This is a genomic window from Roseinatronobacter sp. NSM, assembly GCF_052379845.1.
In the GTDB taxonomy this organism is placed as follows: Bacteria; Pseudomonadota; Alphaproteobacteria; order Rhodobacterales; family Rhodobacteraceae; genus Roseinatronobacter.
The window spans coordinates 35,892-49,857 of record NZ_JBQTCF010000012.1 but is presented as its reverse complement, the minus strand read 5'-3'; the positions used below and the strand labels follow the sequence as shown (position 1 = coordinate 49,857).

At 60.3% G+C, this 13,966-nt stretch carries 13 protein-coding genes; 12 read left to right on the top strand and 1 reads right to left on the bottom strand.

The window, feature by feature from the left end:
- Positions 1-37 precede the first annotated feature (37 nt).
- The 9 genes from trkA (at position 38) to ACTZWY_RS08460 (ending at position 8,613) form a co-directional block, all read left to right on the top strand.
- Entirely contained in the window at positions 38-1,414 is a 1,377-nt protein-coding gene (trkA, locus tag ACTZWY_RS08500) for a Trk system potassium transporter TrkA (protein WP_444790264.1), read from the top strand.
- An 82-nt stretch (positions 1,415-1,496) separates the two neighbouring features.
- Positions 1,497-3,017, top strand: coding sequence for a potassium transporter TrkG (locus ACTZWY_RS08495; RefSeq protein ID WP_444790263.1), 1,521 nt, complete (start codon positions 1,497-1,499; stop codon positions 3,015-3,017).
- A 174-nt stretch (positions 3,018-3,191) separates the two neighbouring features.
- Entirely contained in the window at positions 3,192-3,425 is a 234-nt protein-coding gene (gene hfq / locus ACTZWY_RS08490) for an RNA chaperone Hfq (protein WP_444790262.1), read from the top strand.
- Positions 3,425-4,753: a GTPase HflX gene (gene hflX, locus ACTZWY_RS08485; protein ID WP_444790312.1), complete on the top strand. Its 1,329-nt coding sequence runs from the start codon at positions 3,425-3,427 to the stop codon at positions 4,751-4,753. Before hfq ends, hflX begins: the two co-directional genes overlap by 1 nt.
- 198 nt (positions 4,754-4,951) lie before the next feature.
- Positions 4,952-5,818 (top strand): GGDEF domain-containing protein, encoded by an 867-nt coding sequence (locus tag ACTZWY_RS08480; RefSeq protein ID WP_444790261.1) that lies wholly within the window; start codon positions 4,952-4,954, stop codon positions 5,816-5,818.
- Between the two features lie 234 nt (positions 5,819-6,052).
- A complete protein-coding gene (locus ACTZWY_RS08475; RefSeq protein WP_444790260.1) occupies positions 6,053-6,283 on the top strand; it encodes a twin-arginine translocase TatA/TatE family subunit in 231 nt (76 codons plus the stop codon).
- Between the two features lie 78 nt (positions 6,284-6,361).
- A complete protein-coding gene (gene tatB / locus ACTZWY_RS08470; RefSeq protein ID WP_444790259.1) occupies positions 6,362-6,805 on the top strand; it encodes a Sec-independent protein translocase protein TatB in 444 nt (147 codons plus the stop codon).
- 27 nt (positions 6,806-6,832) lie between these two features.
- Positions 6,833-7,711 carry a twin-arginine translocase subunit TatC gene (gene tatC, locus ACTZWY_RS08465; protein WP_444790258.1) on the top strand — a complete coding sequence of 293 codons (879 nt, stop codon included), beginning with the start codon at positions 6,833-6,835 and terminating at the stop codon, positions 7,709-7,711.
- Positions 7,712-7,770: 59 nt separating this feature from the next.
- Positions 7,771-8,613 carry an ATP-binding protein gene (locus tag ACTZWY_RS08460; protein ID WP_444790311.1) on the top strand — a complete coding sequence of 281 codons (843 nt, stop codon included), beginning with the start codon at positions 7,771-7,773 and terminating at the stop codon, positions 8,611-8,613.
- 9 nt (positions 8,614-8,622) lie between these two features.
- Here the strand turns inward: ACTZWY_RS08460 and ACTZWY_RS08455 are convergent, their stop codons facing one another.
- Entirely contained in the window at positions 8,623-9,585 is a 963-nt protein-coding gene (locus tag ACTZWY_RS08455; RefSeq protein WP_444790257.1) for a Gfo/Idh/MocA family protein, read from the bottom strand.
- A 128-nt stretch (positions 9,586-9,713) separates the two neighbouring features.
- Here ACTZWY_RS08455 and argS point away from each other — a divergent pair, with 128 nt between their 5' ends.
- From argS to nagZ, 3 genes are all read left to right on the top strand, one after another.
- The gene (gene argS / locus ACTZWY_RS08450) at positions 9,714-11,459 is read left to right on the top strand and encodes an arginine--tRNA ligase (protein ID WP_444790256.1); all 1,746 of its coding nucleotides are present in this window, start codon (positions 9,714-9,716) and stop codon (positions 11,457-11,459) included.
- A gap of 186 nt (positions 11,460-11,645) precedes the next feature.
- Positions 11,646-12,920 carry an SPOR domain-containing protein gene (locus ACTZWY_RS08445; RefSeq protein WP_444790255.1) on the top strand — a complete coding sequence of 425 codons (1,275 nt, stop codon included), beginning with the start codon at positions 11,646-11,648 and terminating at the stop codon, positions 12,918-12,920.
- Positions 12,917-13,918, top strand: coding sequence for a beta-N-acetylhexosaminidase (gene nagZ, locus ACTZWY_RS08440; RefSeq protein ID WP_444790254.1), 1,002 nt, complete (start codon positions 12,917-12,919; stop codon positions 13,916-13,918). Before ACTZWY_RS08445 ends, nagZ begins: the two co-directional genes overlap by 4 nt.
- Positions 13,919-13,966 lie beyond the last annotated feature (48 nt).

Genomic DNA, 13,966 nt, shown 5'->3' with positions numbered 1-13,966 from the left:
ATTTCGTTGACCCGACCGACAAAGGAGCGTGCGCGCCATGAAAGTGATTGTTTGTGGGGCCGGGCAGGTAGGCTGGCAGATTGCCCGCCATCTGTCGCGTGAAAACAACGATGTCACCATCGTGGACAACAACCCCGCGCTTGTCCAGCGCGCCACCGACACGCTGGATGTGCAAGGCGTGCTGGGCTTCGCCAGCCACCCCGAAGTGTTGGACAAGGCAGGCGCAAGCGATGCCGATATGGTCATTGCCGCAACCTATTCCGATGAGGTGAACATGGTCACCTGTCAGGTGGCCCATTCGGTGTTCGGTGTCACCCGCAAAATTGCGCGGCTGCGCCAGCAAACCTATCTGGACCGCCAGTATTCGGGGCTGTTCCGGCGGGAACATATGCCCATTGACGTGATTATCAGCCCTGAACGCGAAGTGTCGTTGGCGGCGCTGAAACGCGTAGCCTATCCTGGTGCGTTTGATGTGCATGAATATTTTGACGGCAAGGCGCTGTTGATGGGGATGACCCTGCACGCGGAGTGTTCGGTGCTGAACACACCCCTGCGCCAGCTATCCGAACTGTTCCCGACCTTGCGCGTCATGGTGGCGGGTGTGCGCCGGGGCAAGCGGTTATTCGCGCCCGAACCCGAAGATCAGTTGTTCGAGGGGGACCAGATTTATGTTCTGACCGATGCGCGCGATGTGGGCCGCTGTTTCGAGGTGTTTGGCAAAACCCAAGCCCGTCAGGAACGTGTGCTGGTGATTGGCGGGGGCAATGTGGGCTTAAGTGTGGCCAGCATGCTGGAAGCGCAGCCCGAACGCGTGCGCGTCAAGATCATTGAACGCGACAGGGGACGGGCGGAAATTGCCGCCGACAAGCTGGAACGCTCGATCGTGTTGCATGGTGACGGGCTGGATGCGGAACTGCTGAACGAGGCGGGCATTTCCAAAACGGATGCCGTTCTGGTGCTGACTGATGATGACAAGACAAACCTGCTTGCTGCGGTGCGCGCGCAGTCGCTGGGCGGCAAAATGTCGATTGCGCTGATCAATGATCCCAGTCTGGTGCCGCTGGCCGATGCGCTGGGGGTTGATGCCTATATCAACCCGCGCGCCCTGACGGTCAGTTCCATCTTGCGCCATGTCCGGCACGGGCGGGTGCGGTCCATCTATATGGTTGGCGACCGCGAGGCAGAGGTCATCGAGGCGCAGGTTCTGGGCACATCGCAACTGGCCGACCGCGCCGTGCGTGACATTCCCTTCCCCGAAGGCGCGCTGGTGATCGGCATTTTGCGCAAGGGGGAATTCCTGAGACCCACCGGCAGCATGATCCTGCGCGAAGCGGATCTTGTGGTGATTTTCGCCTTGTCGGAAGATGTGCCCAAGGTGGATGAATTGTTGCAGGTTGCTGTCGAATTCTTCTGATGGCATTTTGAGGATGTGATATCTAAATCAATGGCTTGACATGGTTTGTTGATGTGGTCTGGAGCGTATCAAGGGGGCAGGAATGACGCATGGTTCGCGTGGAACCCTGATTTTGCTGGTCCTTGTGGCCGTGACGGCGCTTGCGATGATTGTGCCCGCGGCGGTAGGGTTCACCCTGCGCGAACATGAAAGCGCGCGCGCCTTCTTGTATTCCGCAATCTTGCTGGCCAGCTTCACGGCGCTGATCTATGTGGCCAATAAATCGCGCAAACCGCGCGAAAGATGGGTGTCGCACCCGTTTTTCGTGTTGTCTGCAGCATATGTCATCTTGCCGCTGTTGATGGCCATCCCCCTGACCGAAGCCGTGCCCGGTTTGCGTTTTGCCGATGCCTGGTTTGAAATGCTGTCGGGGTTTACCACCACCGGGGCCAGTGTGCTGGACGGGGCGGTGCCGCGAAGTGTGCATCTGTGGCGGGCCATTACTGGCTGGCTGGGGGGGCTGTTCGTTCTGGTCTATGTCATCGCCATTCTGGCCCCCATGAATATGGGCGGCTTCGAGGTGTTGGCCGTGCGCAATGAGCGGCGCATGGCGGGGCCTGCGTTAAGCAGGCACATATCCACGGAATATGACACTGGCGCTGCCCCGGATGCCACGCTGGCGCGGTTGCGGTTGCAAATCGGGTTGATTGCGCCGCTTTATGCGGGGCTGACGCTGTTGGTATGGGTGTTGCTGTCCATGGCGGGAAACCCGCCGTTGGTTGCGTTGATACTGGCCATGTCGGTGCTGTCCACATCGGGCATTGTGCCGGGGGCGGGCTGGGAAGTGGCACCGCTTACCCCCCTAAGCGAGGGGGTCTTGCTGGTATTTCTGGTGCTGGGACTAAGCCGCACATTCTGGCTGGCGGGCACGCGCGAACATGGCGCGCGACTGAACTGGCGGCAAGTGGAAATCGGCTTTGCGGTGGTTTTGCTGGCGGGACTGTGGGTGTTGTTTTTGCTAACCTATGCGCTTACGCCAGACGGGCGCGGCGCGGCGTTTTTCCTGCGGGAATTCTGGAGTGTGGTGTTCAATGGCCTGTCTTTCCTGACGACAACGGGGTTCATCAGCAGCGCCACCGACTTGCAGGACGGCTTCTTTGCGGGGCCTGCGGGGATTGTGCTTTTGGGGCTTGCGCTGATTGGGGGCGGGGTGGCGACAACCGCAGGCGGGCTGAAGCTGATGCGCGTTTTCGCGCTGATGTGGCAGGCGCGCTATGAGTTGGAACATCTGGTTCACCCTGCCGCTGTGGGCGGCGACGGGGCGCATATGCGGGGGCTGCGCACCGAAGGGGCGTTTTCGGCCTGGCTGTTTTTGTTGATTTTCATCCTGAGTGTGGGGGTCGTCATGTCCGCCCTGACCATTTTGGGAACCACAATGGAAGATGCGCTGGCCTATGCAGTGGCGGCGCTGACAACTACAGGCCCGCTTATTCATATATCCGGGTCGGTGCCTTTGTCCTGGGGGGACTTGGGCGATTGGCAGCGCGCGGTTCTGGGCGTGGGGATGGTGCTGGGCAGGCTGGAATTTCTGTTGTTGTTGTCGGTTCTGTGGCCCCGGTCGTGACCCTTGCTGCACCGGGAAGCGCCAAACTGCGGAAGAAGTGAAAGAAAATTGCCCCAAACCCTGATTTGTCGCGCAACGGGTCTGGAAGTTTTCTGCTTTGCGTTTCATACTGTTCCCCATGGGGAGATGAGGCTCTCTGCGTAAAGCAACAAGCCCAGACAAAAAGGCAGACGCATGGCCAGTGACAAACAAAACTTGCAGGATGCATTTCTGAACCATGTTCGCAAGAACAAGGTTCCGGTAACCGTTTTCCTGATCAACGGTGTAAAGCTTCAGGGCGTGATCACGTGGTTTGACAATTTCTGCGTGCTGTTGCGTCGTGATGGCCAAAGCCAGCTTGTCTACAAGCACGCCATTTCCACAATCATGCCCGGCCAGCCAATTTCGCTATATGAAGGTGAAAGCTGATCGCCCGCGCACCTGTTGATGTTTCCGACCTTGGCGGAGAGGGGGGCACGCGCCCGACCCGCGCCTATGTCCTGCACCCTGAAATCAGGTCTGTGGACCGCGGGCGCTTGCCCGAACATGCCCTTGCCGAAGCTGAAGCGCTGGCCCATGCCCTGCCGGGCCTGAATGTTGTGGGCGCACAGGTTGTGCGCTTGCCGCGCGCGCATCCGGGGCTGTTATTCGGCACTGGCAAGGTTGATGAACTGGGCGTCATCATGGCCGATCTGGAGGTTGATCTGGTGCTGATTGACGGGCCGGTAAGTCCCGTGCAACAGCGCAACCTGGAACGCGCCTGGAAGGTCAAGTTGCTGGACCGGACAGGATTGATTCTGGAAATCTTCGCAGACCGCGCGCGCACCCGCGAAGGGGTGTTGCAGGTGGAACTTGCCGCGCTCAGCTATCAGCGCACCCGGCTGGTGCGGGCCTGGACCCACCTTGAACGCCAGCGCGGCGGGCTTGGGTTTGTTGGTGGCCCCGGCGAAACGCAGATCGAAGCAGACCGCCGCGCCATTGACGAACAGATGGTGCGCCTGCGCCGCCAGTTGTCGAAAGTTGCCAAAACCCGCGACCTGCACCGCGCCGCGCGCCGCAAGGTGCCGTTTCCGGTGGTTGCGCTGGTGGGCTATACCAACGCGGGCAAATCCACCTTGTTCAACCGGCTGACGGGGGCGGATGTGCTGGCCAAGGACATGTTGTTCGCCACGCTGGACCCGACCATGCGCGCGGTCACATTGCCGACCGGCAAACAGGTTATCTTGTCCGACACAGTGGGGTTCATCTCGGACTTGCCCACGCAGCTTGTCGCGGCCTTCCGCGCTACATTGGAAGAAGTGCTGGAAGCTGACCTTATTGTGCATGTGCGCGACATCGCGCATTCGGAAACCGAATCGCAGGCGCAGAATGTGCGGTCTATTCTGGCGGAACTGGGCGTGCGACAGGAAACCCCGCTGGTGGAGTTGTGGAACAAGGCCGATTTGCTGGATGCCGACGGCGCCGAGGCTGTCACCCGCCGCGCCGCCCGCACCGACGGGGTTTTCCTTGCCTCATCCGTGACGGGGCAGGGGTTGGACGCCTTTTTTGACGCGGTCACCTTGATCCTTGATGACGTGCGCCACCTTGAAACGCTGAACCTTGGGTTTGAGCAGGGGCGCGCGCGCGCATGGCTGTTTCAACAAGGTGTGGTCGAAAGCGAAGTGCAAACTGAAGATGGAATCGTGCTTCAGGTCTATTGGACTGACCGCCAGAAGCGCAATTTCCGCGATTTGCGATCTGGGCCTGCGGGTTCGTAAAGGTTGCTGAATTTCAATCATTTGCAACCTATTGGTGTGTTTTTGTGGTGAATTAAGGCATTATTAACCAAATGTGGCAGATGTGCCTTAATTGGTTAATTTGTTGTCAAGATTCATCGCGTTTCTGCCATGTTCACACCCAAGCCTGACCACAGTTAACCGTGATACCTGCATCATGACTTGTTGCAAGGTGCCGACATGAGTTTCCATCGCCAGATCATTGCAGACACGACACCACCGGCCAGCCCTGACATGGCAGGTGCAGTGCAGGACCGTCCGCTGGCCATGAACGGGCAGGTTGACACGCGTTTTGACACCACATTTGCCCTGATCCGCCAGATAACAGGCGCAACGCATGTGTGCGCACAGTTCACAGGTGATGCGCCCCAACCCGTGCCTGCCCATCAGCGCTGCATCGAAACCGCGCTGAACCTGCACGGGCAGCGGGTTGGCACATTGCGCGCCTTTGGAACCTGTTTCGCATCAAACGCCCAGTCCCTGCTGCAAAGCTTCGCTGCGCTGGTGGTCGAACACGCCACTTTGTGGGCAGAAGCGCACCGCGATGCGCTGACAGGTGCCATGACGCGCCGCGCCTTTGCCGATGATTTGACACGCGCTGTGTCCGAATACCGGCGCGCTGGCACTGATTACAGCCTGATCATGTTTGATCTGGACAAGTTCAAGGCCATCAATGACCGTTTCGGCCATGCGGCAGGCGATGCAGTCTTGCGCGCCGTGGGGCGGGCCGTGCAGCAGGAATTGCGCCTTGAAGACCGCTTCGGGCGCTTGGGCGGCGAAGAATTCGGCGTGCTGGTTGCCGCTGATGCCGATACCGCACTAGAGATTGCCGAACGCGTGCGCGCGGTCATTGAACAGGCCATCGCACCCGAATTCCCGCAGGTGGCCTTCACGGCAAGCCTGGGTGTCGCGGCCTGCGATATTGACTGCGATACAGTTGATACGCTGATGGCGCAGGCCGATGCGCGGCTTTATGCCGCAAAAGCATCCGGGCGCAACGCAGTTCGTGGCACACGCGCGTTCAAACGCAAGCTGCATATCAACTAAGCCCGGTCGCGCCGTTATATCCTTGAACTGGCGCGGCATGCGTCTTCCTCCGGCAGGGCATTTCAGTTTCCCGGACCGCGCCCCGATATGGCTGAACTGCAGTCCGATAACCGAGACGGGGCAGGAAATTTCGCGCATTTCCAATTTGGGGCTTTGATTGCCTGCCGCTAATCCATAAATGGAGTGGGTGGACACGCGCTGTCATGCTGTTAGCATGACGAGAGGGAGAATATCATGCTCAATAACATTGGCCCGGCGGGCTTTATCATCATCGCGGTTGTCGTTCTTGTCTTGTTCGGACGCGGCAAGGTCAGCGCCTTGATGGGCGAAGTTGGCAAGGGGATCACGTCCTTCAAGAAGGGCCTGAAAGACGGGTCTGAAGAACTGGACGACAAATCAGGCGATACCGCAAGAACCGCCCGCGACGTCACGCCCGACGCCGAACAGGACAAAGACAAGGCCTGAAACGCGCAGGGCTGTGGCGCAATACCGCGCAAGCAGGGATGCGCATTGCCTGACTAGCAGGCGTGCAGGGGGTGTTTTATGCTGGATATAGGCTGGACAGAACTTCTGGTGATTGGCGTTGTGGCGCTGATTGTCGTCGGTCCCAAGGACTTGCCCAAAATGTTCCGCACCCTTGGTCAGTTCACGGCCAAGGCGCGCAACATGGCGCGCGAGTTTCAGCGCGCGATGGATGACGCCGCAGATGAAAGCGGCGTCAAGGATATGGCGCGCGACCTGCGCGGAATGACCGACCCCAAGACTATGGGCTTGGATGAGCTGAACAAGATGAAAAACTGGGACCCGCTGGAGTCTGACGCCCCCGCCAAAGGCACGCCCAAACCCGCAAGCGCGCCAGACACCGCCAATGATATGGACGGAAATAGCCAGATCGCCGCAGACCAGCACCAAGACCGCCGCAACCGCGCCCAGACCACCGCCCCCGATACCGCCGCCCCAGAAGATGACACCGCGTCCAAAGTATAGGGCCGCCGCGCAAGAGCATGACATAACATGACAAAATCCCCCGCCAAGGATGAGATAGAAGACAAGAGCGCGCCCCTGATTGAACATCTGGCGGAATTGCGGTCGCGGCTTATCAAATCCGTGCTTGCCTTCGTGGTGGCCATGACAGCGTGTTTTGCAGTTGCCACACCAATTTTCAACTTCCTGACTGCGCCGCTATGTTCGGCGCTGGCCGATCGTGGGCAGAATTGCGACCTTATTTTCATCAGCCCGCAGGAAGGGTTTTTTGTGGCGGTCAAGGTTGCGGTCCTGGGCGGCTTCATGCTGGCCTTTCCTGTCATTGCAACGCAGATGTGGCGGTTTGTGGCACCGGGGTTGTATCGCTCCGAGAAGGGGGCCTTTCTGCCCTTTCTGGTGGCGTCGCCGTTCATGTTCTTGCTGGGCGCGTCATTCGCGTTTTATGTTGTCACGCCGCTGGCCTATAATTTCTTCCTTGGGTTCCAGCAATTCGGCGCAACGGGCGAGGCACTGGATGGCGGGCAGGCGGCGGCGCCCTTGTCTGTGGTGTTTCAGGGGTCTGCGCAGGAATATCTGAACCTGACAATCAAGTTCATCGTGGCCTTTGGCCTGTGTTTTCAGTTGCCGGTCTTGCTGACATTGATGGGCAAGGCGGGGCTGGTGTCGCAAGCCGGGCTGCGGGCAGGGCGCAAATGGGCGATGGTGGGTATTCTGACGCTGGCCGCGCTGGTCACCCCCCCGGATGTGATTACCCAGATCATCTTGTTTGCGGTGGTCTATGGCCTGTATGAAGTGTCAATCTTTCTGGTGGCGCGGGTGGAACGCAAGCGCAATGAACAATTGCGCCGCGAAGGGTTGCTGGATGAAGATGACGAGATTTTCGCCGACGAGATGGAAGACGAGAAATGACACTGCCGCCTTTCGTGTTGCCATCTGACAAGGCAGATGCGGATTTACCCGACACGGACATTTCTGCAAGCCTGTCGCGTATTGCCGACGCGCTGGAACGGGTGGCCCCCCCGGCCGATGCTGCCCCCGATTTTGACATGGCCGATGCGTTTGTGTGGCATGTCACCCCTGACCGTGTGCAGCCGGTGGCACAGGTCAACCGGGTGGCGCTGGAGTTGCTGGTGGGCATAAACCGCTCGCGCGACACGCTTTTGGCCAACACGCTTCAATTCGCCCGTGGCCTGCCCGCCAATAACGCACTGTTATGGGGCGCGCGCGGGATGGGCAAATCGTCGCTGGTCAAGGCTGTGCATGCCAGTGTAGCGCAGCAAGTCCCGCAATCGGCGCTGAAACTGGTCGAAATCCAGCGCGAGGATTTGCCGTCTATCGGGCGGTTGATGGCGCATTTGCGCAAGGCGCAGGCGCGATTCATCCTGTTTTGTGATGATCTGTCCTTCAGCCATGATGACCAGCATTACAAATCGCTCAAGGCGGTTCTGGATGGCGGGCTGGAAGGACGGCCCGACAATGTGGTGTTATATGCCACATCCAACCGCCGCCACCTGATGCCGCGCGACATGATTGAAAACGAACGCTCCAGCGCGATTTCCCCGTCCGAGGCCGTGGAAGAAAAAGTGTCGCTGTCAGACCGTTTCGGACTGTGGCTTGGGTTTCATCCCTGCGATCAGGACGAATATCTGGCCATGATTCAGGGCTATTGCGCCACCTACGGCCTGCAGATCGACCCCGCGCGCCTGCGCGCCGAGGCGATTGAGTGGCAGGCCACACGCGGCAGCCGGTCGGGCCGTGTGGCCTGGCAGTTCTTCACTGATCTTGCCGGGCGCGAAGGCGTGCGCATCTGAGACGCGCAGCTACATGCGCTGCAGCGCCGCGTCAAAGATCGCATCGATCATCACCTGATTGCCATGGGACATTTCCAGCGGGCAGGCAAACCCTGCGCCCGTCCTTACCGATGTGCCAAAAGCTTCGATCATCAGCGCATATTGGTTGACGGCGTTGAAATGCTGTGTGGTCACACGCCCGTCAGCATCGCACCAGTCCACCCGGCAATCGCCATAACCTGGCCCGTTGAACGGCGCATTCAGCGCGATCCAGCCATCTTGCCCGTGAAACACCATTTGCTGGCGTCGCGCCTGCATCATGCCACAATAAAAGGACAGGGTGAAATCCGCAAAATCCGCCCAGACCCGCGCAAAAATATCAACCCCGTTCTGTGTGCGCAGCTCGGCGCGCAGCCGGTCCGGTTCCATGCCAGTGGTCATGCGCGTCGCAATACAGGGGTAAACCCCCACATCCCGCACCCCGCCGCCGCCCATCATGGCGCTGTGGCGAATATTGCTCAGGTCGCGGTTGGTATAGGTGAAGCAGCCGTCAACATGTTCCAGCTTGCCAATTGCGCCCTGCGCCAGCAAATCCCGCGCCAGCGCCCATTGGGGGTGATGGGCAATCATGAACGCTTCGGCAATCAGTTTGCCAGTGGTGTCACGCGTGGCAATCAACTGGTTTATGTCGTCGGCATGCAGCGCGATGGGTTTTTCACACAGGACATGCTTGCCTGCCCGCGCGGCCTTGTGTGACCATTCGACATGCAGGTGATTGGGCAGCGGAATATAGACCGCATCAATATCAGGGTCGGCCAGCAGCGCATCATAGCTGTCATGCACGCGCAATCCCGGCACCAGTTCCACAAACGGCGCGGCGCGTGCCGCATCGCGCGTGGCCATGGCCACCAGTTCCGCGTCCTTCGCCAGTTGGATGGCAGGCGCGACATCGGTTCGGGCGATCTTGGCCGCCCCCAGTATTCCCCAGCGCATGGTTTGTCCCTTCTTCCAAATGCGTTAGCGCAACCATACAGGCCAAACCCTGCAACGCAAGGGTTTGGCGGGCATTGACGCCCGCGCGCCTGCGGCGTAGGGCAAGAACAGCAACAAGGACGGACAAGATGAACCTGTTTTCCGATATTCGTGCGCTGGTGCTGGACTGTTTGCAGGCCATGGTCGCTGATGGTGCGTTGCCGCAAGGGCTTGATTTCAGCAATGTCGCAGTTGAACCCCCGCGCGACCCCGCACATGGCGATATGGCCACAAATGCTGCGATGGTGCTGGCCAAACCTGCCGGATTGAAACCACGCGAGATTGCCGATGCGCTGGCCGCGGCGCTGACCGCAGATGCCCGTATTGACAGCGCTGATGTTGCCGGACCGGGCTTTTTGAACCTGCGCCTGTCATCTGCCTTATGGCAAGGTGTCGTGGCAACTGCGCTGGCGCGCGGGCAGGGGTTCGGACGGTCCGATATGGGGCAGGGGGCGCGGGTCAATGTTGAATTCGTGTCCGCCAACCCCACTGGACCCATGCATGTGGGCCATACGCGTGGGGCCGTGGTGGGCGACGCGCTGTGCAACCTGCTGGCCTTCGCGGGCTATGATGTGACGCGCGAATACTACATCAACGATGGCGGCGCGCAGGTCGATGTTCTGGCGCGCTCGGCATTTGAACGCTACCGCGAAGCGCACGGCCTGTCGCCCGAAATTGCCGAAGGGCTGTATCCGGGCGAATACCTGATCGAGGTGGGCGAGGCGCTGAAGGAAGAATTCGGCGACACATTCCTTGACCAGCCGGAATCCGTCTGGCTGGAAACTGTGCGCAATTTCGCCACGGACCGCATGATGGGCATGATCCGTGCGGATCTGGCCGCGCTTGGGGTGCGGATGGATGTGTATTCGTCCGAAAAGGCGTTGTATGGCACTGGCCAGATTGAAACTGCCATTGCCAAGCTGAAGGCGCAGGGCCTGATCTATGAAGGCGTGCTGGAACCACCGAAGGGCAAAACCCCCGAAGATTGGGAACCGCGCGAGCAAACGCTGTTCCGGTCCACGCAACACGGTGACGATGTGGACCGCCCGATCATGAAATCGGACGGAAGCTGGACATATTTTGCCCCCGATATTGCCTATCACTCCAACAAGATAGACCGTGGGTTTGATATGCTGATCGACATTTTTGGTGCCGATCATGGCGGCTATGTCAAGCGCATGAAGGCGGCTGTGTCGGCGCTGTCGGGTGGTAAGGTCCCGCTGGAGGTCAAGCTGATCCAGTTGGTAAAGCTGTTCAAGAATGGCGAACCGTTCAAAATGTCCAAACGCGCGGGCACGTTTGTGACGCTGCGCGATGTGGTCGATGAGGTGGGCGCGGATGTCACCCGTTTTGTGATGCTGACGCGCAAGAATGACGCCACGCTGGATTTCGATTTTGACAAGGTGCTGGAACAGTCGCGCGACAATCCGGTGTTTTATGTGCAATATGCCCATGCACGTATATGTTCTGTGTTGCGCAAGGCGGCGGATATGGGCGTTGCCACAGATGACATGGCACTTGCAGGGGCTGCGCTGTCGGCACTGGATGATCCCGCCGAACTGGCGCTGATGCGCAAGCTGGCGGAATGGCCGCGCATTGTCGAACTGGCGGCGCGCACACAAGAACCGCACCGCATTTCGGCCTATCTGTCGGAATTGGCGGCTGAATTCCATGGCTTGTGGAACCGCGGCAACGACACCCCTGCGCTGCGTTTTGTCCAAGAGGGCGATCTTGCCACAACTTCGGCCAAAATTGCACTTGCGCGCGGGACAGGCGTTGTTATTTCCGCCGGTCTTGCTATCTTGGGGGTCACGCCGGTTACAGAGATGCGCTAGAACGCACAGCGCCGGTTTACGGATTGACCAACGGGCAGGGCGCGTCGCGCTGCCCGGGCTATAAAATAAAATAGGTGCGAAACGCGCGCCAAGCAACGGCAATGTCGAGCAGGCCTCTTGCCAGATGACGAAAAGCATGTGTTCGGGCGCATTATTTTGTGTGCCCGCATATGAGAGAGGCAATTTATGGGTGAGAGCAGGTATTTCCCCGCAGATAATGCCCACGGCCATGTGCCGGTGACAGGCAGGCAACCGCGTGTTGATTCGCAGGGGCGGCCCGATTACGCCTATGGCGATGACGCTTTCGCGCATGCGCCATATGACCCTTATGTTGCGCAGCCCCCTTACACGCCCGACCAACCGGCGGTTCATGACCCCGCCTACGCGCCCGTGCCGCCCTATCCACCACAGGCGGGGCACTATGCGCCTGATCCTGATTATCATCATCACGCAGCTGCCTATCGCCAGCCACATCAAGGGTATGCGCCGTATCAGGCCGCGCCGCACCCGCATGCGGCGCGCGCTGCCGGTCAGGCGCAACCCTTTGCTGGGGGGGGCGGGGCGAATGGGGACTTGCGCAATCAGAAAATGCGGCCCAATGCGGTCATGCATGCGCTTGGGGCCGTGACATCGCTTGCGCTTGTGGTGTCGGCGGGCATCTGGACATGGCAGATGATGCAACGCGACGTGTCCGGTGTTCCGGTCGTGCGCGCGCTGGAAGGGCCTGCGCGCGTGGCACCTGAAAACCCCGGCGGACGTCAGGCGGCGTTTCAGGGGCTTGCAATAAACGAACTTGCCGCTGCCGCCGAGGCAACAGGAAGCGACTCTATCGTGCTAGCGCCGCCGCCAACAGGGCTTGGTGAAAATGATCTGAACCCAAGACCGGCAGACCAGATACAGCCCCCGCTTCCCGCCTTTGGCGCAGATACCACCCCCCTGCCGGTGGCCCTGCAGCGCGACATGCCCGAAGTCAGCGGGCCGCCGCTGGGTTTTGTGACCCCGAACCGGCTGGCCGTATCCAGATCGCCCCGCCCGCCTGCCCGCGGGCAGGATGTGCAGGTGGCGCGCGCTGCGCCAGCGGTCCAGAATGCGCCGCCCACAGTGTCCTCCAGTTCCGATGCGGATGCGATTGCCGCCTCAGTGGCCAGTTCGGTGGCGGCGGGCCTGTCTTCGCCGCGCGGGCTGGATGTGGACCCCGCCAGCATCGGTCCGGGAACGCGCCTTGTGCAGCTTGGGGCTTATGATGACGCGCCTGCCGCACGCGCGGCATGGGACCAGCTTGCGCGCCGTTTTTCGCCCTTGCTGGATGACCGGGGCCGCGTGATCGAAGCCGCCCATAGCGGGGGGTCGGTGTTCTACCGCCTGCGCGCCCACGGGTTCGAGGATGAACGCGATGCACGGCGCTTCTGTTCGGCCCTTGTGGCGCAGAACATCGACTGCATCCCGGTTCTTGTGCGATGACGCAAGCCCCGCGCGCGGTTATTTTCGGCTGCGCAGGGACGCGCCTTGATGCGCAGGAACAGCGTTTTCTTGCGCGCGCGCAGCCATGGGGCGCGATCCTGTTTGCGCGCAATATTGAAACGCCCGCCCAGCTTGTCGCGTTGACATCGCAATGGCGCGACGTTCTGGGGCGCGATATTCCCATCTTGATTGATCAGGAAGGCGGGCGCGTTCAACGCATGCGCGCGCCGCATTGGCGTGACTGGCTGCCCGCCCTTGACCAAAGCCTGCACAGCACGGCCCCCGCGCGCGCCATGTATCTGCGCGGGCGTCTGATTGCGGCGGAATTGCACGCCGCTGGCATTGATGTGAATTGCGCGCCCCTTGCTGATATTGCCTGCGCTCAGACACATGCGATTTTGCGCAACCGCTGCTATGGGCTGGATGTGGATATTGTGGTTGCCTGCGCGCGCGCCATGGCCAACGGGCTGTTGGCGGGCGGTGTGTTGCCAGTGCTGAAGCATATTCCCGGCCATGGCCGCGCGGATATGGACAGCCATCTGGCGCTTCCTGTGGTCGACACCCCCCTGCAGGAACTGAACCGCACGGATTTCGCGGCCTTCCGCGCGCTGGCCGATCTGCCCATGGGGATGAGTGCGCATCTGGTGTTTTCCGACATCGACCCCGATTTTCCCGCCACCACATCGCGGCGCATGATTGAGCTGATCCGCAGTGAAATCGGGTTTTCCGGCCTGTTGATGAGTGATGATATTTCCATGCAGGCGCTTGATGGGCCAGTTGCCGCGCGCGCGCAGGCGGCCTTGGGGGCAGGGTGTGATATTGTGCTGCATTGCAACGGCAATCTGGACGAAATGCACGCCCTTGCAGATGCCTGTCCCCCCCTGACCGCTGCCGCGCAGGACCGCGCCAATCATGCACTGGCGTTGCGATCCGCCCCCGATGGCGCCGATCTGGTCGCAGCGCAGGCCGAATACGGAACACTTATGCGCGTGGCGTGACATTGCTTGACACCGCAGCGCACAACCGCCCATCCTGTCTTGACCGGT

Bases quoted from the DNA above. Each gene is read 5' to 3' on its own strand.
- ACTZWY_RS08455 (WP_444790257.1), bottom strand. From the start codon at position 9,585: ATGCGCTGGGGAATACTGGGGGCGGCCAAGATCGCCCGAACCGATGTC.
- ACTZWY_RS08475 (WP_444790260.1), top strand. From the start codon at position 6,053: ATGCTCAATAACATTGGCCCGGCGGGCTTTATCATCATCGCGGTTGTC.
- trkA (WP_444790264.1), top strand. From the start codon at position 38: ATGAAAGTGATTGTTTGTGGGGCCGGGCAGGTAGGCTGGCAGATTGCC.
- ACTZWY_RS08445 (WP_444790255.1), top strand. From the start codon at position 11,646: ATGGGTGAGAGCAGGTATTTCCCCGCAGATAATGCCCACGGCCATGTG.
- nagZ (WP_444790254.1), top strand. From the start codon at position 12,917: ATGACGCAAGCCCCGCGCGCGGTTATTTTCGGCTGCGCAGGGACGCGC.
- ACTZWY_RS08480 (WP_444790261.1), top strand. From the start codon at position 4,952: ATGAGTTTCCATCGCCAGATCATTGCAGACACGACACCACCGGCCAGC.
- ACTZWY_RS08495 (WP_444790263.1), top strand. From the start codon at position 1,497: ATGACGCATGGTTCGCGTGGAACCCTGATTTTGCTGGTCCTTGTGGCC.
- argS (WP_444790256.1), top strand. From the start codon at position 9,714: ATGAACCTGTTTTCCGATATTCGTGCGCTGGTGCTGGACTGTTTGCAG.
- hfq (WP_444790262.1), top strand. From the start codon at position 3,192: ATGGCCAGTGACAAACAAAACTTGCAGGATGCATTTCTGAACCATGTT.
- tatB (WP_444790259.1), top strand. From the start codon at position 6,362: ATGCTGGATATAGGCTGGACAGAACTTCTGGTGATTGGCGTTGTGGCG.
- tatC (WP_444790258.1), top strand. From the start codon at position 6,833: ATGACAAAATCCCCCGCCAAGGATGAGATAGAAGACAAGAGCGCGCCC.